Raw genomic sequence first — 19038 nt, forward strand, 5'->3', positions numbered from 1 at the left:
ATATCTTTATGCGTCGTAAACCGCTTTTCGCAGCCGGCTGTGCGGACACGCCCGACAGCCCCACCCCGGCCCGGATCGACGCCGTCAGTCCGAGGCGGAAAGCGGCAGGATGCAAGCTCTCCCGCCGCATTGCGGCAAAGCCGACACAGTCGCCGCGGCCTCTCCGGCGCCATGCAGGCGCATGCTGGTCAAAAGGCAAAGCCTGTGTTAGGTCAGGAAACGGTGGAAATTCTGCGATATCTCGCCCAATCTTCCTCCCGACCGCGTAGCCACCTTGCCAGGGTTGAGGACTCCAGTCATCGGGGTCTTCGGTTGTGGACAGGAGATGCGGCGACCCGCACCGAGTCGAGCCCACAGATAAAGAGCCGTCGCACATGAAGCTGGCCAGCCTTTCCCGCTCCCTCCTCCGTACGGCCACCGTGGTGGCCTTCGCCCTGACGGCCACAGCCTGCGCGACCAACCCGGGCGACTCGGGCGCGAAGGACGGGGCCTATCAGGTCAACGATCCGCTGGAAGGTGCGAACCGCGTCGTCTTCGCGGTGAACGACGCCGTAGACACCGTGGCCCTGCGCCCGGCTGCCGAAGTGTATGTTGCCGTGGTGCCCGACCCGATCCGCGACGCCATCCACAACTTCATCGACAACCTGATGTCGCCGCTCTACATCGCCAACAACCTGCTTCAGGGCAATTTCGAAGGCGCCACCGACGCCACCGGCCGCTTCCTGACCAACACCATCCTGGGCGCCGGCGGCATCGCCGACGTCGCGTCGCAGGCTGGCATCCCGCACGCGCCGGAGGATTTCGGCCAGACGCTGGCGGTGTGGGGCGTGGACGACGGGCCGTATCTGGTCCTGCCGCTGCTGGGTCCGTCGAACCTGCGCGACACGGTCGGCTACGGCGTCGACACCGTCGGCGACCCGGTCCGCATCTGGGCCTATGCCCACAACGGCCAGGGCCTGATGTACACCCGCGCCGGCGTCAGCGCCGTCGACCGCCGATCCGAGGTGCTGAAGTCGGTGGACGATCTGCGCCGCAACTCGCTGGACTTCTACGCCACCGTGCGCAGCCTTTACCAGCAGCAGCGCCAGGCGGCGATCAGCAACAACAAGGCCGGTACGACTCCGGAATTCCCGGACTTCACCACCGCGCCGAAGCCCTGATCCGTCTCTGACGCCTTTGCGGCCCTGCCTATCGTGTCCTCCGCCCGCCGCCCTCCGGGTCCGCGGGCGGCGGGCCGATGGGCGGTGAGGGATGCCTTGGGCAGGACCGAAAGTCTCCTCCAAAAGCATCCGGCGGCAACCCAAAGGCCAGATGACCGTTGACAAAGCCCCAGCAACAGCCACCTTTCGCCCCATCATGCTGACACGCCGCCAGTTTGTCGCGTCCGCTGCCCTGCTCGCGGTGAGCGGTTGGGCCGGGCACTCTCTCATCTCTCCCGCAGCCGCGCAAACCGCGGACCAGGGGGCAAGCGCGTTCATCCAGAAGCTGGGGAACGACGCCATCGCAACCTTCTCGGACAAGAGCCTGTCGCGCGATCAGGCGATCCAGCGCTTCCGCACGCTGCTGTACGCCGGCTTCGACGTGCCGTACATCGGCCGCTGGGTGCTGGGCCGCTACTGGAACAGCGCCAACGAGGCGCAGCGGGCCGAATACCAGAAGCTGTTCGAACAGCTGATCGTCAACACCTATGCCGAGCGTTTCGTCGAGTATTCCGGCGAGACGTTCAAGATCGCCGGCGTCGGCCCGGCCGGCGAGGCGGACAGCATGGTGACGACGCAGATCGTCCGGCCCAACGGCCCGCCGGTGAATGTCAGCTGGCGTGTCCGCAAGGCCGGCGCCGACTACAAGATCATCGACGTGGTGGTGGAGAATGTCAGCATGGGCGTGACCCAGCGGCAGGAATTCGCCTCCGTCATCGAACAGAATGGCGGCCGCGTCGACGGGTTGATCCAGGCGCTGCGCCAGAAGGTCGGCCGCACCGGCTGACCGGTCCACAGCAGTCTCTTCCCTACCGCGAAGCCCGGCCCCGTCATGGAGCCGGGCTTCGTCGTTTCAGGCTTCCGACGCGGCTTTTGCGGCGTCGCCCGGTGCCATGTCGTCCTCCCCGGTCTCCGCAGCGCCGACATTGCGGGTTTCCGGCAGGAGCAGCGCCGCGAGCAGCAGGGCCACGCCCGCAGCCGCGGCCAGCATCAGGAAGGCGGCGCTGTACCCCTCCCGCACCACCATCTGTCCGGCGGCGGCGGTGCTGAGCGCGGCGCCGATGCCCTGGAGGGTGGCGATGGCGCCCTGGCTGACATTGAAGCGCCCGGTCCCTTCGGTCAGGTCGGCGACCACCAGCGGGAACAGCGCGCCGAACAGCCCGGCGCCGACCCCGTCCAACAGTTGGACGCCGACCAGCCAGGCGGAGTTGTCCGACAGGGTGTAGAGGACACCGCGCACGGGCAGGACCAGGAAGGCGGCCAGCAGCAGCGGCTTGCGCCCCCAGCGGTCGGCCCTGGCGCCCACCAGCATCGCCATCGGCACCATGACCAGCTGTGCGGCGACGATGCAGAACGACATCAGGCTGGTGCCCAGCGCCGGATCCTTCATCGCCAGCTTCTGGCCGACCAGCGGCAGCATCGCCGCATTGGCGAAATGGAAGAGGGCGGCGCATCCGCCGAAGATCAGCAGCGGACGGCAGCCCAGGATGACGCGCAGACCGGACGGCGTCTCGCGGTCCCCGCCATGGTTGCCGCCATGCAGCCCGCGGGCGACCGCATGGTCGATGGCGTTGGCGGGGATGCCGGCCGTCGCGGCGATGCTGCACAGCGCCATCGCGGTCATCAGCCAGAACACCGCGACGGGTCCGAAGGCATAGGCCGCCAGACCGGCCAGCAGAGCCGCCACCGCGTTTCCGGCATGGTTGAAGGACTCGTTGCGCCCGACCCGGCGGACGAAGGCGCGCGGCCCCAGCATCCCCAACGTGATCGCCGCGATGGCCGGCGGGAAGACCGCCCCGGCGGCCCCCACCGCCGATTGCAGAACGGCGACGACGGTGAAGCTGTTCAGCCAGGGCAGGGTCAGCGACCCCACCGTCACCAGAAGCGCTGCGACGACGATTACCGCGCGCTTGTAGCGGGTGCCGTCGACCAGCGCCCCGGCCGGCACCTGTGCGGCGATCCCCGCCAGCCCGGCGAGCGTCATCACCAGCCCGATGTCCGCCTCGTTCCAATGCTGGACGGTCAGCAGATAGATTGCCAGATACGGGCCGAGCCCATCCCGCACGTCGGCGAGGAAAAAGTTCAGCAGATCGAGAGAACGGTTCGGTCCGGCCACGTAGGTCATCCTGCAGGGATTTCGCCCCGGATGGAGCTGCGGCAACAGAACGTCCATTGGAGCGATTTGGTCCAGAGCATTCAGAACCCGTGACGCGCCTGTCCGAACGGGCTATCGTTGCAACGACAGTGCTGTCTTTCGTCATACGGTTGGACCCGGGAACCCGACGCCATGGCCGAACGCGATCCGAAAGAGATCGACGAACTCCGGACGATCATCCAGGCGCATCAGGCATGGCTGAAGCGGCCGTCCAGCGGTCGGCGCGCCGATCTCAGCTTCCGCGACCTCTCGCGGCTGAATCTGGAGCGCGTGTCGCTGGCCGGCGCCAAGCTGGCCGGGGCCAACCTCAGCAACACCCGCATGGTGAAGGCAAACCTGTCGCAGGCCGACCTGTTCGGCGCCGACATGGAGGCGGTGAACCTGACCGGCGCCGTCGTCACCGGCGCCGACCTGCGCGGCGCCAACCTGCACCGCGCCCTGCTGACCGATGCCAACCTGCGCGGCGCCGATTTCCGCGCGGGCGAGCTGGTGGACAGCGGCGGCCAGGACGGCGGCCAGACCTCCACCCGCGGCACCGGCACCACCCGGCTGACCGAAGCAAAGATGGAGCGGTCGATCCTGGCCGGCGCCAACTTCTCCGGCTGCGACCTGACCGGTGCCGATCTGAACGACGCCGACCTGACGGGCGCGGAGTTGACCTCCGCCGTGCTGATGGGCACCGATTTCTGCGGCGCCAACCTGGACGGGGCGGTGTTCGGCAACACGGTGATGGACCACGCCACCCTGACCCGCACCTTCATCCCCTTCGCCCTGCCGCCCGACGCCATCGTCCGCCCCAGCTACAGCGCGATGTCGGTCGCCGAGTTCCTGGAGCTGGTGGACCGGCACGAGCGCTGGGTCGACAGCGGCGGGGCGGAGGGGGCCCGGCTCGACCTCGACCTCGTGTCGGTGGCGGGGGCGGATCTGCATGGACGGACGCTGGCGGCGGCCCGCCTGCGCCGCTGCCGCCTGCCAGGCGCCCGCCTGACCAAGGCAAGCCTGGAGATGGCGGAGCTGTCCTACATCGACCTCGACGAGGCCGACCTGCGCGACGCCGTGCTGCGCGGGGCCACCCTGCGCCGCGCCTATCTGGCCCACACGCTGATGAGCGGGGTCGATGCCCGGCCGGTGCCGCTGGCCGGCGGCCGCGACTGGCCGGCCAATTTCGAGGGCGCCGACTTCTCCGACGCCGACCTGCGCGATTCCACCATGGGACCGGCAATCGTGCGCGGTGCCGTGTTCACCAAGGCGCTGACCGACCGCTCCGGCATCGACATCGCCGGCGCCTCCAGCCCCTTCCCCCCGCCCCCGCCGGAAGAGCGGCGGCGGCAGAAGCGCTTCGTTCGCCCCGGCATGGTCGTCCACACCGACCATGGCAGCTTCCCCGCCCGCAACTGGTCGGTCGGCGGATTGTGCCTGCTGGCGGTCAACCAGCCCTATCAGCGCGGCCAGACCTTCCAGGCCCGCGTCGTGCTGGCCGACCGGCAGGAGGTGGCGGCCGTCGCCAACCTCGTCGTCCTGCACCGCGACGAGGAGCGCGGACAGCTGTCCGTCCGCTTCCACCAGTATGGCGACGATCTGAAGGCGCTGCTGAAGACCGCCTTCCTGGAACACCAGAAGATGGCGGGCTGACCCCGGAAGCCTTTCGACTTTCTGCAAAACCGTTTGATTGCAGAGGATCGTTGAATCCTCGAAACGTTCGCGGAACGATCCAACGGACCTCCTGTTTGAAGGGAGCACACCGGACGGGGACGCAACCCTCCGGTCCATCCCCGGAAGGAGGCTCCCATGGCCGACGAGCAGAAGCCCAGGAAAGTTGGCGTGTATGACGGCGCCGACGGCGGGGCCGGCAGTTCCGGCATGAACTGGATGTGGATCATCATCGGACTGATCGTGGTCGCGATCGTCCTCTATCTCCTGTTCCGCTGACCCGGCGGCACCCGCCGCCATGACGGCCGACAACGGACCGCCTCCCGCCCGGAGCAGCGACGGCGGCGATGCGGTCATTCCCCTGCACGACGAGTCGGTGACCGTCGAAACGCAGCGGGTGGAGCGAAGCCGCGTCCGCGTCACCACCCGCGTGTCCGAACGCGAGCAGATCGTCCGCGAAGCGCTGGAGCATGAGGAGGCCACCGTCACCCGCGTCCCCATCGACCGCGAGATCGACGCCCATCCCGGCATCCGCCAGGAGGGAGACGTCACGGTGATCCCGCTGGTGGAGGAGGTGCTGGTGGTGGAGCGGCGCCTGGTGCTCCGCGAGGAGCTGCACATCCGCAAGAGCCGGCGGACCGTCGAGGTCGAGCAGCCCGTCACCCTGCGTTCCGAAGACGCGGTGGTGGAGCGTGTGACCACCCCGCCCGCCCCCGTCCGATCCCCCAATCAGACTTCGCCCGAGGAGTGAGACCGATGACCAAGACCATCGTTGCCCTCTACGACCACCGATCCGACGCGGAAACGGCGTCCCGCGATCTGCAGGCTGCCGGGTTCGAATCCAGCGTCATCGAAATCCTGTCGCACAGCGACCTGTCCAGCGGCGGCTGGGGTGACAGGGATCTGAGCGGTTCCCCTACCGGGACCGCCGCCGGCTCCCTGACCGGCGACAGCTCCATCGGCGCGGCGAGCGGCATGGCCCGCACCGACCTGTCCACCGGCTATGTCGCCTCGCCCAATACGGTGCCCGGTACCGGGCTCGGCATGGAAAGCGGCCTGGGCGCCGGAGCGGGCATGGGCACGATGGGGTCAGGCGGCCTCATGACCGGCGGCGGCACCGGCGGCATGCTGACCCGGCTGACCGGCTGGGGCATCCCGAACCAGGATGCGCAGGTCTATGCCGAAGGCGTCCGCCGCGGCGGATCGCTGCTGAAGCTGCGGCTGGAAGAGGAGGATGTCGACCGCGCCATGGACGTGCTGGAGCGCGGCAATGTGGTGGATGTCGAGGAACGCGGCAGCGCCTACCGCGACTCCGGCTGGGCCGGCTACGACGAGACCGCCGCTTACTATGACGAGCAGTCGGCGGAGGAGGAGCGCGTGCGCTACTCGCCGGGCCGCGCCGCCATCGACACCAGCGGCAGCACGACGGCCGGACTGACCGGCGCCGCCGCCGCCATGCGCGACGTCAACACCGATAGCACCCGGACCACCCGGACCGGCACCGCCGAGCGGGAAGAGCAGATCCCGATCGTCGAGGAGCAGGTCAACATCGGCAAGCGCAGCGTCGAGCGCGGCGGCATCCGCGTCCGCAGCTATGTCGTCGAGACGCCGGTCGAGGAACAGGTCCGCCTGCGCGACGAGACCGTCACCGTCGAACGCCGCCCCGGCGGCATGGTCGGGGGCAGCAGCGAGGTTCCGGCCGACGCCTTCCGCGAGCGCACCATCGAGGTGACGGAGACCGACGAGGAAGCGGTGGTCAGCAAGACCGCCCATGTCCGCGAAACCGTCGTGGTCCGCAAGGATGTCGAGGAACGCGCCCAGAGCGTCCGCGACACCGTCCGCCGCACCGAGGTGGAGATCGAGGACACGCGGGACAAGAACGCCCGCAATCCGCTGTCGGACCGGCCGCTCTCCGACCGGACGGATGACGACGTCACCCGCTGACCGGCCCGGCTGAAGGGCCCTGCCCGTTCGCAGGCATGAAAAAGGCCGCCCCCTCCGGCTGGAAGGGGCGGCCTTTTCCGTTCAGCCTACAGGATCAGCTGCGCACCAGCGGCTTGTACTTGATGCGGTGCGGCTGGTCGGCGTCGGCGCCCAGGCGGCGCTTCTTGTCGACCTCGTAATCCTGGAAGTTGCCTTCGAACCATTCGACGTGGCTTTCGCCTTCGAAGGCCAGGATGTGGGTGGCGATGCGGTCGAGGAACCAGCGGTCGTGGCTGATGACCACGGCGCAGCCGGCGAAGCTCTGCAACGCGTCTTCCAGCGCCCGCAGCGTATCGACGTCCAGATCGTTGGTCGGTTCGTCGAGCAGCAGGACGTTGGCGCCGGACTTCAGCATCTTGGCGAGGTGGACGCGGTTGCGCTCACCGCCCGACAACTGGCCGACCTTCTTCTGCTGGTCGGGACCGCGGAAGTTGAAGCTGGAGACATAGGCGCGGCTGGGCATGGTCTTCTTGCCCAGCTCGACCAGATCCAGCCCGTCGGAGATCTCCTCCCACACCGTCTTCTTGGCGTCGAGGCTGTCGCGGCTCTGGTCGACATAGCCGAGCTTCACCGTGTCGCCGACGCGGAAGGTGCCGGCATCCGGCCCGTCCTGCCCGGTGATCATGCGGAACAGCGTGGTCTTGCCGGCGCCGTTCGGGCCGATGACGCCGACGATGCCGCCCGGCGGCAGCCGGAAGGACAGGCCGTCGATCAGCAGCCGGTCGCCGAAGCCCTTGGCGATGCTCTCCGCCTCGATGACGACGTTGCCGAGACGCGGCGGCACCGGGATGACGATCCGGGTCTCGCCGGACTGTTCCTTGCCGCTTTCGGCCAGCAAGGTCTCGTAGGCGGTGATACGGGCCTTGCTCTTGGCCTGACGGGCGCGCGGGGACTGCCGGATCCACTCCAGTTCGGTGGCCAGCTGCTTCTGGCGCGACTCTTCCTGGCGGCCTTCCTGCTCCAGACGCTTCTGCTTCTGCTCCAGCCAGGACGAGTAGTTGCCTTCCCACGGAATCCCCGACCCGCGGTCGAGTTCGAGGATCCAGCCGGTGACGCTGTCGAGGAAGTAGCGGTCGTGGGTGACCAGCACGACGGTGCCCTTGTAGTCCTCCAGATGCTTCTGGAGCCAGGCGACCGATTCGGCGTCGAGATGGTTGGTCGGCTCGTCGAGCAGCAGCAGGTCGGGCTTTTCCAGCAGCAGCTTGCACAGCGCGATGCGGCGCTTCTCGCCGCCCGACAGCTTGGTCACGTCGGCGTCGCCCGGCGGGCAGCGCAGCGCGTCCATGGCGATCTCGACCGTGCGGTCGATGTCCCAGGCGTCGGCGGCGTCGATCTTCTCCTGCAACTCGCCCTGTTCGGCCAGCAGCGCGTCGAAGTCGGCGTCCGGATCGGCCATCAGGTTCGACACTTCGTTGAAGCGGTCGAGCAGCGCCTTGGTCTCGCCCAGCGCTTCCATGACGTTCTCATGGACGCTCTTGGTCGGGTCGAGCTGCGGCTCCTGCGGCAGGTAGCCGACCTTGGCGCCCTCGGCCACCCAGGCCTCGCCGGAGTAGTCCTTGTCCAGCCCGGCCATGATCTTCATCAGGGTCGACTTACCGGAACCGTTGACGCCGAGCACGCCGATCTTCACACCCGGCAGGAACGAGAGCCAGACGTTGTCGAGAACCTTCTTGCCGCCAGGATAGACCTTGGTCAGGCCCTTCATGACATAGACATACTGGTAGGACGCCATGCGCCGCTCCGACCTTCCGAAAAAATGTGAGAATTGGCGCCGCCCCATCCCGATGGTTCTACGGCACCCTGTCGCTAGGGACTGGTTTTAGCGCATAAGGGCCTTGCATGAAACCTTGTTGAGCCACCCGGCGGGGGTCGGGCGGCGACAGGAGGAACAGGATTGGTCAGTCCCAAGGTCGAAATCTACGTCGATGCCGACGCCTGCCCGGTCAAGGCCGAGGTCTACAAGGTCGCCGGCCGCACCGGCTCCAAGGTCTGGCTGGTCGCCAACGCGCCGCTGCGCCTGCCGACGGAGTGCATGGCGGAACTGGTGGTGGTCAGCGACGGCTTCGACGCCGCCGACAACTGGATCGCCGACCATGCCGGCCCGACCGACGTCGTGGTGACGGCGGACATCCAGCTGGCCGACCGCTGCGTGAAGCGCGACGCGGTGGTGATCGGCCCGACCGGACGCCCCTTCACGCCCGACAGCGTCGGTTCGGCGCTGGCGACCCGTGCGCTGATGCAGGATTTGCGCGACATGGGCGTGGTCGGCGGCGGCAACGCTCCGATGAGCCAGCGCGACAAGTCCCAGTTCCTCCAGACGCTGGACCAGGCGGTCCAGGCGCTGAAGGCGGGGCGGCGGCCGAAGTTCCGGTGAGGGGAAGGAGGGGGCCGAAGCCCCCTTACACCCGAACCACCTTGCCCGGATTCAGCAGATTGTCCGGGTCGAAGGCGCGTTTCAGGTCGCCCATGACGTTGAAGGCTTCGCCGGTCTCCTGCTCCAGGAAGGCCATCTTGCCATAGCCGATGCCGTGCTCGCCGGTGCAGGTGCCGCCCATCTCCAGCGCACGGGTCACCATCTTGTCGGCAAGGCGCTGCGCCTCGGCCAGTTCGGCCGGGTTCTCCGGGTCGAGGACATAGACGAGGTGGAAGTTGCCGTCGCCGACATGGCCGACCATCGGTGCCAGCATGTTGGACTCCGCCAGATCCTGCTTGGTCTCCAGGATGCAGTCGGCAAGCCGCGAGATCGGCACGCAGACGTCGGTCGGCCAGCCCTTCGACCCCGGACGCAGGGCCAGCGCCGCGTAATAGGCGTCGTGCCGGGCCTGCCACAGCTTCGAGCGGTCCTCCGGCCGGGTGGCCCAGGCGAACTCCATCCCGCCATGCTCGGCAGCGATGGCGGCCACCATCTCCGCCTGCTCCTTCACCCCGGCCTCGGTGCCGTGGAACTCGAAGAACAGGGTCGGGGCGACGGCGTAGTCGAGCTTGGAGTATTTGTTGACGGCGTCGATCTGCACCTCGTCCAGCAGTTCGATGCGGGCGACCGGAACGCCGACCTGGATGGTCTGGATCACCGTGTCGACGGCGCCCTTGATGGTCGAAAAGGCGCAGACGGCGGACGAGATCGCTTCCGGGATGCCGTAGAGCTTCAGCGTCACCTCGGTGATGATGCCGAGCGTGCCTTCGGAGCCGACGAACAGCCGGGTCAGGTCATAGCCGGCCGCCGACTTGCGCGCCCGCCCGCCGGTCTTGATGACGCGGCCGTCGGCCAGCACCACGGTCAGGCCCAGGACGTTCTCGCGCATGGTGCCGTAGCGCACGGCGTTGGTGCCGCTGGCCCTGGTCGCCGACATGCCGCCCAGCGAGGCGTTGGCGCCGGGATCGATGGGGAAGAACAGGCCGGTGTCGCGCAGATGCTCGTTCAACTGCTTGCGGGTCACGCCGGCCTGGACGGTCACGTCCAGATCCTCCGGGCTGACGCGCAGGATCTGCTGCATGCCCGACAGGTCGATGGTGATGCCGCCGGCCAGCGCCGCGATGCCGCCCTCAAGCGAGGTGCCGGTGCCGAAGGGGATGATCGGCAGCTTGTGCTTGGCGCAGATCTTTACAATCGCGCTGACCTCTTCGGTCGAATTGGCGAAGGCGACGCCGTCCGGCGGGAAGGGCGTGTGATAGGACTCGTCCTTGCCGTGATGCTCGCGCACCGGCAGGGAGGTGGTGAACCGGTCGCCCAGCAGAGCCGACAGCTCGGCCCGGGCCTCCTCGGTCAGGGCCGCGCGCGGCTGGGTGGTGGCGATGACGGTCATGGGTGTTGTCCTCCCCGGTCGAAGAATCATTCGGATGGTTCATTGGTATGACCAAGGGAGGCTAAAGCGGCAGGCAAGCCCTTGGCAAGACGGGCGCCGCGCAGGGGTGGAATGCCGGGGCGCCACAGGTTGGCCCCGACCCGATACATGAGGCGCCACACCTGTTGCACCGGCGGCGCAACAGTCCGTGCAACAGGTGTTGCAACGCCTCACCCCGCCGCACCACCCCGAACCGTTGAAAATCAAGAAAATCCGCCAAGCTGACCATCTGGCACGGCGGTTGCTCTTACCCCCTCGAACCGCGCGTCGATCAACGGCGCGCATCAGCGAGGGGGAGGCGCCATCTTGGCTCCGGTCGTCGGCATCGTCGCCAATCCGGTTTCAGCCCGCGATATCCGCCGGGTCGTCGCCAACGCCACCAGCCTGCAGATCGCCGACCGGGCGAACATCCTGCTGCGGGTGCTGGCGGCGCTGCATGCCTGCGGCGTCCGCGACGTGCTGATGATGCCGGAGAATGGCGGCATCCGCGCCCATGTCGAGCGCGGCCTGATGCGGGCCAGAGGGAATGGCGCCTCGCGCGGCGAGGACATCTACCCTGCCCTCCACACCGTCTCCATGCCGGTCACCGGCACCGTCGCCGACACCCACCGCGCCACCGCGGAGATGCGGCGGGCCGGCGTGTCGGCCCTGGTGGTGCTGGGCGGCGACGGCACCCACCGGGCGGTGGCGGCGGAATGCGGGACGGTGCCCATCGCCGGCATCTCGACCGGCACCAACAACGCCTTCCCCGAACACCGCGAGCCGACGATCACCGGGCTCGCCACCGGGCTGGCGGTCACCGGCCGGGTGCCGCCGCACATCGCCTTCGCTGCCAACAAGCGCATCGACGTGTCCCTCGCCAGCGGGGCGACTGGCGCCACCGTCACCGAGATGGCGCTGGTCGATGTCGCCCTGGTGACGGAGCGCTACATCGGCGCCCGCGCCCTGTGGCGGACCGAGAATTTCCGCGAACTCTACGTCACCTTCGCCGACCCGGAGGTGATCGGCATGTCGGCCATCGCCGGCCTGCTGGAACCCGTCGGCCGCGACGAGAGCGGCGGCCTGATGGTGCGGCTGTCGCCCAATGGAGACGGCACCGGCGATTGCCGCAAGGGCGTCACCACCCTCAACGCCCCCATCGCGCCGGGAATGATGGCCCGGGTCGGCGTCACCGACTGGCGCCGCATGCCGGCCGGCGTGGCCTTCGTGCCGGAGGTCACCGCCGGCTCGGTCGCGCTGGATGGCGAGCGCGAGCTGTCCTTCACCGAACGCGACCGTCTGTCCCTGACGCTCCGGGACGACGCCTTCCGCACGGTCAACGTCGCCGCAGTGATGCGGCACGCCGGCCAGAACCGGCTGCTGACCGGCACCCCGGTGCCCGTCGCCGCCGTCTTTTAAACATCAAACACACTCCAGGGAGAAAACACCTCATGGCCCAGAATCCCTTCCCCCTCGGCAAGGACGAGCTGCTGAAGGCCTACCGCACCATGCGGACGATCCGCGAGTTCGAGGAGCGGCTGCACGTCGATTTCGCCAAGGGCGACATCCCCGGCTTCGTCCACCTCTATGCCGGCGAGGAGGCCTGCGCCACCGGCATCATGATGCACCTGAACGACAACGACCGCATCGCCTCCACCCACCGCGGCCACGGCCACTGCATCGCCAAGGGCGTCGATGTCCACGCGATGATGGCGGAGATCTACGGCCGCAGCACCGGCGCCTGCCGGGGCAAGGGCGGGTCGATGCACATCGCCGACCTGTCCAAGGGCATGATGGGCGCCAACGGCATCCTCGGCGCCGGGGCACCGCTGATCTGCGGCGCGGCGCTGGCGGCCAAGGTGCGTGGCGACCGCGGCGTCGGCATCACCTTCGTCGGCGACGGCGCGTCGAACCAGGGCACCTTCCTGGAAAGCCTGAATCTCGCCGCGGTGTGGAACCTGCCGGTGGTCTTCGTGGTGGAGAACAACGGCTATGCCGAATCCACCGCGATGGAATGGGCGGTGTCCTGCGACAGCTATGTCGACCGCGCCACCGGCTTCGGCATGCCGGGCGTCACGGTGGACGGCACCGACTTCTTCGCGGTGTACGAGGCGGCCGGCGAGATCATCCGCCGCGCCCGCGACGGCGGCGGCCCGGCCCTGCTGGAATGCAACATGGTCCGCTTCTACGGCCATTTCGAAGGCGACGCCCAGACCTACCGCGCCAAGGGCGAGCTGGAAGCGATCCGCGCGTCCCGCGACTGCCTGACCATCCTGTCGGAACGGGTGGTCGAGGCCGGGGTGATCGGCCGCGACGAGCTGCAGGCCATCGACCGCGAGGTGAACGCGCTGATCGAGGACGCCACGCGCGCCGCCAAGGCCGCCCCGCTGCCGACGCCGGACGACCTGCTGCGCGACGTCTACGTCACCTACTGAGCCAACCCCAATCCAATAGACGCGAAACGCGCGGAGGAAACACATGTCCCGCAAGATCAGCATGAAGCAGGCGATCAACGAGGCCCTGGATCTGGAGATGCGCCGCGATCCCACCGTCATCGTCATGGGCGAGGACATCGTCGGCGGCACCGGCGCCCAGGGCGAGGACGACGCCTGGGGCGGCGTGCTGGGCGTCACCAAGGGGCTGTACGCCAAGCATGGCGACCGGCTGATGGACACGCCGCTGTCGGAATCCGCCTATATCGGTGCCGCCGTCGGCGCCGCCGCCTGCGGGCTGCGCCCGGTGGCCGAGCTGATGTTCCTCGACTTCATGGGCGTCTGCTTCGACCAGATCTTCAACCAGGCCGCCAAGTTCCGCTACATGTTCGGCGGCAAGGCCGAGACGCCGGTGGTGATCCGCGGCATGGTCGGCGCCGGCTTCCGTGCCGCCGCCCAGCATTCGCAGATGCTCACCCCGCTGTTCACCCACATTCCCGGCCTGAAGGTGGTCTGCCCCAGCAACGCCTATGACGCCAAGGGGCTGCTGATCCAGTCGATCCGCGACAACGATCCGGTCATCTTCTGCGAGCACAAGAACCTCTACGGCCTGGAATGCGAGGTTCCGGCCGAGAGCTACGCCATCCCCTTCGGCGAGGCGAACGTGCTGCGCGACGGCGACGACGTGACCATCGTCAGCTACGGCCTGACCGTCCACCGCGCGATGGAAGCCGCGGCGACGCTGGCGAAGGACGGCACCGAGGCCGAGGTGATCGACCTGCGCACCCTGTCGCCCATCGACTGGGACACCATCGTCGAGAGCGTCGAGCGCACCGGCCGGCTGGTGGTGGTGGACGAGGCGCACCCGCGCTGCAACCTCGCCACCGACATCGCCGCCTTCGTCGGGCAGAACGCCTTCGGCGCGCTGAAGGCCGGCATCCAGATGGTGACGGCGCCGCACACCCCGGTGCCCTTCGCACCCTCGCTGGAGGATCTGTACGTCCCCAGCGCCGACAGCATCGCCAGCGCCGTGAGGCGCACCCTGTCGCCTAAGGGCGCGTCGCCGCGCATCGCGGCGTAACAGACCGGCCTCACGCCACACAGCACGCACGAGCCGCCCCGCCCCCTCATTCCCGCCTGCGCGGGAGTGACGGGAGGGGTGCGCGCCAAGCAAAAAAGCATTCCCAGGAGACCGAGGTCCATGTTGAACGAGCGCATCAAGCCCATCGTCATGCCGAAATGGGGCCTGTCCATGTCGGAGGGCAAGGTCACCGGCTGGCTGAAGCAGCCGGGATCCACCATCTCCATCGGCGATGAGCTGCTGGAGGTCGAGACCGACAAGATCACCAACGTGGTCGAGGCGGGCGAGACCGGCGTGCTGCGCCGGGTGCTGGGCGAAGCCGGCACCGTCTATCCGGTCAAGGCGCTGATCGCCGTGCTGGCCGAACCCGATGTGCCCGACGACGACATCGACGCCTTCATCAGCGCCTATGCCGTCCCCGCCAGCGAAGACGACGGCGAGGCCGAGGCGGGTCCGCAATACCACATCGCGGAAACCCCGGCCGGCACCATCCGCTATGCCAAACGGGGCGAGGCCGGGCCGACCGTCCTGCTCGTCCACGGCTTCGGCGGCGATCTCGACAACTGGCTGTTCACCATCGACGCGCTGGCGGAGAAGGCCACCGTCTATGCGCTCGACCTGCCCGGCCACGGCCAGTCGAACAAGCAGATCGCCGACCCCAGCCTGTCCGGCCTGTCGAAGGCCGTGCTGGGCTTCCTCGATGCGGTCGGGGTGGAGCGCGCCCATTTCGTCGGCCACTCGATGGGCGGCGCGGTGTCGATGCGCACCGCGCTCGACGCGCCGGGCCGGGTGGCGTCGCTGTCGCTGATCGCGTCGGCCGGCCTGGGCGAGCAGATCGACCACGGCTACATCCAGGGTTTCGTCGGTGCGACATCGCGCCGCGACCTGAAACCGGTCCTGGAGACGCTGTTCGCCGACCGTGGCCTTGTCAGCCGCCAGATGGTTGACGACCTCCTGAAGTACAAGCGGCTGGACGGCGTGGACGAGGCGCTGCGGGCGCTGTCGGCCTCGCTGTTCGCCGAGGGCCGGCAGGCCAGCGTGCTCGCCGCCGGCATCGCGGATGCCAGGACTCCCACGCTGGTGGTGTGGGGCGAGGAGGACCGCGTCATTCCCGCCGACCACGCCCAGGCACTGGCGAACACGGCCCAGGTCGCCGTCCTCCCCGGCGCCGGCCACATGGTGCAGATGGAGGCGGCCGGCAAAGTGAACGCGCTGCTGAAGGACCACATCGCCAAGGCGGATTGAGGAGGCCAGCCCCCTTCCCGCCCCTTTCCCGGTTCCCGAACCCCTCGCCACCGGCGCGCAAGGCTGTCCGCCAGCGCGCCGGCAGGAGACCGTTCATGCCCGATCTCAAGGACAAGTGCATCATCGTCACCGGCGCCGGCCGCGGCATCGGCGCCACCATCGCCCGCGCGCTGGCCGCCGACGGTGCCAAGCTGACCATCGCCGACCGCAACGCGGCCGACGCCCAGCAGGTCGCCGAAGCCATCCGTGCGGCCGGCGGCAGCGCCATCGCCGTGACCGTCGATGTCCGCGACCGAACCGCCGTCCGCCGCATGATCGACGAGACGGTGAAGGCCCATGGCCGGCTCGACGTTCTCTTCAACAATGCCGGCATCGCCCAGACCAAGCCCTTCCTCGACATCACCGAGGACGACTGGCACACGGTCAACGACGTCAACGCGCTGGGCGTGCTGATCGGCATGCAGGAGGCGATCAAGACCTTCCGCAAACAGGGCGGCGGCGGCAAGATCGTCAACACCGCCTCCATCGCCGGCAAGCAGGGCTACGAGCCGCTGGCCCATTACTCCGCCAGCAAGTTCGCCGTCGTGGCCCTGACCCAGGCCGCCGCCCGCGGCTTCGGCAAGGACGGCATCACCGCCAACGCCATCTGCCCCGGCGTGGTGGCGACCGAGATGTGGAAGATCATCGACCAGGGCTTCCGCGACACCGGCATCACCAAGTCGGAGAACGAGGCCTTCGACATGTTCGCCGCCGGCGCCGTGCTGGGGCGGCCGTCGCGGCCCGACGATCTGGTCGGCGTCGCCCGCTTCCTCGCCTCGTCCGACAGCGACTTCATGACCGGCCAGTCCCTGCTGGTCGATGGCGGGATGGTGTTCGCCTGACCGCAGCAGACACTCGCCGACAACGATAAAACCGGAGGACAACACCATGAATGCCATAAACAAGGATTTGGCGACCACGATGAAGGCCGCCGTCTGGCATGGCCGCAAGGACATCCGGGTCGAGGACGTGCCGCTGCCGGGCGCGCCGCCCGCCGGCTGGGTGCAGATCAAGGTGCATTGGTGCGGCATCTGCGGGTCCGACCTGCATGAGTATGTCGCCGGCCCGGTCTTCATCCCGGTCGACACCCCCCACCCGCTGACCGGCCTGAAGGGCCAGTGCATCCTCGGCCACGAGTTCAGCGGCGAGATCGCGACGCTCGGCGAGGGCGTCACCGGCTTTGCCGTCGGCGACCGGGTGGCGGCTGACGCCTGCCAGCATTGCGGCGAGTGCTATTACTGCAAGCACGGCATGTACAACATCTGCGAGAAGCTGGCCTTCACCGGCCTGATGAACAACGGCGCCTTCGCCAGCCTCGTCAACGTCCCGGCCGAGCTGCTCTACAAGCTGCCCGACGGCTTCCCGACCGAGGCCGGCGCCCTGATCGAGCCGCTGGCGGTCGGCATGCATGCGGTGAAGAAGGCCGGCAGCATCGTCGGCGAGACGGTGGTGGTGGTCGGCGCCGGGACCATCGGCCTCTGCACCATCATGTGCGCGAAGGCGGCGGGGGCCGGACGGATCATCGTCCTGGAGATGTCGGCCGCCCGCAAGGCCAAGGCGCTGGAGGTCGGCGCCACCCTCGTGCTCGACCCCAAGGAATGCGACGCGGTGGCGGAGGTCAAGGCGCTGACCGGCGGCTACGGCGCCGACGTGTCGTTCGAGTGCATCGGCCACCGTGACACCGCGAAGCTCGCCATCGACGTGATCCGCAAGGCCGGCAAGACGGTTCTGGTCGGCATCTTCGAGGAACCCAGCGCCTTCAACTTCTTCGAGATCGTCGCCACCGAGAAGCAGATCATCGGCTCGCTGGCCTACAATGGCGAGTTCGCCGACGTCATCCGCTTCATCGCCGACGGCCGCATCGACGTGCAGCCGCTGATCACCGGCCGCATCACGCTGAGCGACATCGTCAGCGGCGGCTTCGAGGAGCTGGTCGCCCACAAGGACCGCAACGTGAAGATCATCGTGCAGCCGCAAGCCGTGACCGCGGCAGCCGACCAGCCGGAGCTTGTCCACTGATGGCCCTGCCCGCGCTGCATGCACCCCGCCCGGAACACCGGGCCGAAAAGCCGGTCTGGCTCCGTGCCCGCGCGCCCGCCGGTGCGGCGTTCGAGGACACCCGGTCGCTCGTCCGCCGCCACGGCCTGAACACGGTCTGCGAGGAGGCCGCCTGCCCCAACATCGGCGAGTGCTGGAGCAAGCGGCACGCCACGGTGATGATCCTGGGCAGCGTGTGCACGCGGGCCTGCGCCTTCTGCAACGTCGCCACCGGCCGGCCGGACGCGCTCGATCCCCACGAGCCGGACCGGCTGGCCGAGGCGGTGGGCGAACTGGGCCTCGCCCATGTCGTCATCACCTCGGTCGACCGCGACGATCTGCCGGACGGCGGGGCCGCGCATTTCGCCCGCTGCATCCGCCGCCTGCGCGAGACCGCCCCCGCCACGACGGTGGAGGTGCTGACCCCCGATTTCCGCAACAAGCCGGGGGCGGTGGAGGCGGTCGCCGATGCCCGCCCCGACGTCTACAACCACAATCTTGAGACCGTGCCGCGGCTCTATGCCGATGTGCGGCCGGGGGCCCGCTATTACGGCTCGCTCCGCCTGCTGGAGCGGGTGAAGGAGCGCGACCCGACCATCTTCACCAAGTCCGGCATCATGGTCGGGCTTGGCGAGGAGCCGACGGAGGTGTTGCAGGTGATGGACGATCTGCGGGCGGCGGGTGTCGATTTCCTGACCATCGGCCAGTATCTCCGCCCCACCCCCACCCACCACCCGGTCGCCCGCCACGTCACGCCCGACGAGTTCGAGCGCTACGCGACGGTGGCGCGGGCGAAGGGGTTCCTGATGGTGTCGGCGACGCCGCTGACCCGCTCCTCCCACCATGCCGGCCGCGACTTCGAAGAGCTGCGGCGGCGGGCGGCGACTACTGCACCACCCTGACCGGCCCCACCTTGGACCCATCCGACTGCGGCGGCTTCATCAGCTTGCAATTGCTGACACAATAGGTCTGCATTTCCATGCGGCCGCCGCAGCTCACAAAACACTCATCGTAATCCTGGGAACAGCTGCTCAATCGGTAGCAATGAATTTCACTTTCAAAGTCCCCAATTCGCCTTTCATGCTTCGCGCCTTTGGGAAGATGTTTCTTGTACTCGTAATATGCAGCATGCGCACGGGTCAGCCCTTCGGCCATGCAGGTCTGGTACCCCAATTCGACCGCGGCGTTGCACAGCTGTTTCGTCTGCTGGCACTGGGCGACGCAGCGTTTTCCGGCGTCGCTTGCCGGCATGAATGTGGTCGTCCTCGTCTGTAAATTCGGAGTTGGGGTGCAGCCAGCCATCGCGGCCGCCAGCAGGCAGCCGAGCACAACTAAACGCGTCTTCATCGTGGATGCCCCGCCCTGGAATGACGTTACCTGGCATGAACAGCCAAGC

At 68.3% G+C, this 19038-nt stretch carries 18 protein-coding genes; 14 read left to right on the forward strand and 4 right to left on the reverse strand.

The genetic code is table 11. From position 1 onward, the window contains the following. Positions 1 to 374: 374 nt before the first annotated feature. Positions 375 to 1160, forward strand: coding sequence for an MlaA family lipoprotein (locus VH569_RS05975; RefSeq protein ID WP_423314559.1), 786 nt, complete (start codon positions 375 to 377; stop codon positions 1158 to 1160). A gap of 151 nt (positions 1161 to 1311) precedes the next feature. Then, positions 1312 to 1986, forward strand: a complete 675-nt coding sequence (locus VH569_RS05980; RefSeq protein ID WP_423314560.1) for an MlaC/ttg2D family ABC transporter substrate-binding protein — start codon at positions 1312 to 1314, stop codon at positions 1984 to 1986. Between the two features lie 66 nt (positions 1987 to 2052). Here VH569_RS05980 and VH569_RS05985 read toward each other — a convergent pair whose 3' ends face one another. After that, positions 2053 to 3324, reverse strand: a complete 1272-nt coding sequence (locus tag VH569_RS05985) for an MFS transporter (RefSeq protein ID WP_423314561.1) — start codon at positions 3322 to 3324, stop codon at positions 2053 to 2055. Positions 3325 to 3486: 162 nt separating this feature from the next. On the opposite strand from VH569_RS05985, the gene VH569_RS05990 reads away from it, so the two are divergent. From VH569_RS05990 to VH569_RS06005, 4 genes are all read left to right on the forward strand, one after another. Continuing rightward, positions 3487 to 4986: a pentapeptide repeat-containing protein gene (locus VH569_RS05990; RefSeq protein WP_423314562.1), complete on the forward strand. Its 1500-nt coding sequence runs from the start codon at positions 3487 to 3489 to the stop codon at positions 4984 to 4986. Between the two features lie 156 nt (positions 4987 to 5142). After that, positions 5143 to 5283, forward strand: a complete 141-nt coding sequence (locus VH569_RS05995; RefSeq protein ID WP_376958576.1) for a hypothetical protein — start codon at positions 5143 to 5145, stop codon at positions 5281 to 5283. 19 nt (positions 5284 to 5302) lie between these two features. Further along, entirely contained in the window at positions 5303 to 5755 is a 453-nt protein-coding gene (locus VH569_RS06000; protein ID WP_423314563.1) for a YsnF/AvaK domain-containing protein, read from the forward strand. A gap of 5 nt (positions 5756 to 5760) precedes the next feature. Then, positions 5761 to 6948, forward strand: coding sequence for a YsnF/AvaK domain-containing protein (locus tag VH569_RS06005; protein ID WP_423314564.1), 1188 nt, complete (start codon positions 5761 to 5763; stop codon positions 6946 to 6948). 94 nt (positions 6949 to 7042) lie between these two features. On the opposite strand, the gene ettA is transcribed toward VH569_RS06005, so the two are convergent. Continuing rightward, on the reverse strand, positions 7043 to 8719 hold the full coding sequence (ettA, locus tag VH569_RS06010; protein WP_109050580.1) for an energy-dependent translational throttle protein EttA: 1677 nt from the start codon (positions 8717 to 8719) through the stop codon (positions 7043 to 7045). Between the two features lie 162 nt (positions 8720 to 8881). On the opposite strand from ettA, the gene VH569_RS06015 reads away from it, so the two are divergent. Further along, the gene (locus VH569_RS06015) at positions 8882 to 9361 is read left to right on the forward strand and encodes a YaiI/YqxD family protein (protein WP_423314565.1); all 480 of its coding nucleotides are present in this window, start codon (positions 8882 to 8884) and stop codon (positions 9359 to 9361) included. A gap of 25 nt (positions 9362 to 9386) precedes the next feature. Here VH569_RS06015 and VH569_RS06020 read toward each other — a convergent pair whose 3' ends face one another. Continuing rightward, on the reverse strand, positions 9387 to 10790 hold the full coding sequence (locus VH569_RS06020) for an FAD-linked oxidase C-terminal domain-containing protein (RefSeq protein WP_423314566.1): 1404 nt from the start codon (positions 10788 to 10790) through the stop codon (positions 9387 to 9389). Positions 10791 to 11135: 345 nt separating this feature from the next. Between VH569_RS06020 and VH569_RS06025 the strand changes: the two genes are divergently transcribed. From VH569_RS06025 to lipA, 7 genes are all read left to right on the forward strand, one after another. Next, the gene (locus VH569_RS06025; RefSeq protein ID WP_423314567.1) at positions 11136 to 12227 is read left to right on the forward strand and encodes an ATP-NAD kinase family protein; all 1092 of its coding nucleotides are present in this window, start codon (positions 11136 to 11138) and stop codon (positions 12225 to 12227) included. Between the two features lie 32 nt (positions 12228 to 12259). Continuing rightward, positions 12260 to 13243 carry a thiamine pyrophosphate-dependent dehydrogenase E1 component subunit alpha gene (locus VH569_RS06030; RefSeq protein ID WP_423314568.1) on the forward strand — a complete coding sequence of 328 codons (984 nt, stop codon included), beginning with the start codon at positions 12260 to 12262 and terminating at the stop codon, positions 13241 to 13243. Between the two features lie 43 nt (positions 13244 to 13286). Then, entirely contained in the window at positions 13287 to 14321 is a 1035-nt protein-coding gene (locus VH569_RS06035) for an alpha-ketoacid dehydrogenase subunit beta (protein WP_423314569.1), read from the forward strand. A gap of 120 nt (positions 14322 to 14441) precedes the next feature. Beyond that, on the forward strand, positions 14442 to 15566 hold the full coding sequence (locus tag VH569_RS06040; RefSeq protein WP_423314570.1) for an acetoin dehydrogenase dihydrolipoyllysine-residue acetyltransferase subunit: 1125 nt from the start codon (positions 14442 to 14444) through the stop codon (positions 15564 to 15566). A 95-nt stretch (positions 15567 to 15661) separates the two neighbouring features. Further along, on the forward strand, positions 15662 to 16447 hold the full coding sequence (locus VH569_RS06045; protein WP_423314571.1) for an SDR family NAD(P)-dependent oxidoreductase: 786 nt from the start codon (positions 15662 to 15664) through the stop codon (positions 16445 to 16447). A gap of 46 nt (positions 16448 to 16493) precedes the next feature. Continuing rightward, on the forward strand, positions 16494 to 17624 hold the full coding sequence (locus VH569_RS06050) for a 2,3-butanediol dehydrogenase (RefSeq protein ID WP_423314572.1): 1131 nt from the start codon (positions 16494 to 16496) through the stop codon (positions 17622 to 17624). Continuing rightward, positions 17624 to 18544, forward strand: a complete 921-nt coding sequence (lipA, locus tag VH569_RS06055; RefSeq protein ID WP_423314573.1) for a lipoyl synthase — start codon at positions 17624 to 17626, stop codon at positions 18542 to 18544. The genes VH569_RS06050 and lipA overlap by 1 nt, the downstream gene beginning before the upstream one ends. Here the strand turns inward: lipA and VH569_RS06060 are convergent. After that, positions 18528 to 18989 carry a hypothetical protein gene (locus VH569_RS06060; RefSeq protein WP_377809806.1) on the reverse strand — a complete coding sequence of 154 codons (462 nt, stop codon included), beginning with the start codon at positions 18987 to 18989 and terminating at the stop codon, positions 18528 to 18530. The genes lipA and VH569_RS06060 overlap by 17 nt on opposite strands. Positions 18990 to 19038 lie beyond the last annotated feature (49 nt).

It is taken from the genome of Azospirillum sp. 11R-A (assembly GCF_049472615.1).
GTDB classification, from domain to species: domain Bacteria; phylum Pseudomonadota; class Alphaproteobacteria; order Azospirillales; family Azospirillaceae; genus Azospirillum; species Azospirillum palustre.

What these genes read in the sequence shown, in the direction of transcription:
- VH569_RS05975 (WP_423314559.1), top strand. Translation starts at nt 375, where the DNA reads ATGAAGCTGGCCAGCCTTTCCCGCTCCCTCCTCCGTACGGCCACCGTG.
- VH569_RS05980 (WP_423314560.1), top strand. Translation starts at nt 1,312, where the DNA reads ATGACCGTTGACAAAGCCCCAGCAACAGCCACCTTTCGCCCCATCATG.
- VH569_RS05985 (WP_423314561.1), bottom strand. Translation starts at nt 3,324, where the DNA reads ATGACCTACGTGGCCGGACCGAACCGTTCTCTCGATCTGCTGAACTTT.
- VH569_RS05990 (WP_423314562.1), top strand. Translation starts at nt 3,487, where the DNA reads ATGGCCGAACGCGATCCGAAAGAGATCGACGAACTCCGGACGATCATC.
- VH569_RS05995 (WP_376958576.1), top strand. Translation starts at nt 5,143, where the DNA reads ATGGCCGACGAGCAGAAGCCCAGGAAAGTTGGCGTGTATGACGGCGCC.
- VH569_RS06000 (WP_423314563.1), top strand. Translation starts at nt 5,303, where the DNA reads ATGACGGCCGACAACGGACCGCCTCCCGCCCGGAGCAGCGACGGCGGC.
- VH569_RS06005 (WP_423314564.1), top strand. Translation starts at nt 5,761, where the DNA reads ATGACCAAGACCATCGTTGCCCTCTACGACCACCGATCCGACGCGGAA.
- ettA (WP_109050580.1), bottom strand. Translation starts at nt 8,719, where the DNA reads ATGGCGTCCTACCAGTATGTCTATGTCATGAAGGGCCTGACCAAGGTC.
- VH569_RS06020 (WP_423314566.1), bottom strand. Translation starts at nt 10,790, where the DNA reads ATGACCGTCATCGCCACCACCCAGCCGCGCGCGGCCCTGACCGAGGAG.
- VH569_RS06030 (WP_423314568.1), top strand. Translation starts at nt 12,260, where the DNA reads ATGGCCCAGAATCCCTTCCCCCTCGGCAAGGACGAGCTGCTGAAGGCC.
- VH569_RS06035 (WP_423314569.1), top strand. Translation starts at nt 13,287, where the DNA reads ATGTCCCGCAAGATCAGCATGAAGCAGGCGATCAACGAGGCCCTGGAT.
- VH569_RS06040 (WP_423314570.1), top strand. Translation starts at nt 14,442, where the DNA reads ATGTTGAACGAGCGCATCAAGCCCATCGTCATGCCGAAATGGGGCCTG.
- VH569_RS06045 (WP_423314571.1), top strand. Translation starts at nt 15,662, where the DNA reads ATGCCCGATCTCAAGGACAAGTGCATCATCGTCACCGGCGCCGGCCGC.
- VH569_RS06050 (WP_423314572.1), top strand. Translation starts at nt 16,494, where the DNA reads ATGAATGCCATAAACAAGGATTTGGCGACCACGATGAAGGCCGCCGTC.
- lipA (WP_423314573.1), top strand. Translation starts at nt 17,624, where the DNA reads ATGGCCCTGCCCGCGCTGCATGCACCCCGCCCGGAACACCGGGCCGAA.
- VH569_RS06060 (WP_377809806.1), bottom strand. Translation starts at nt 18,989, where the DNA reads ATGAAGACGCGTTTAGTTGTGCTCGGCTGCCTGCTGGCGGCCGCGATG.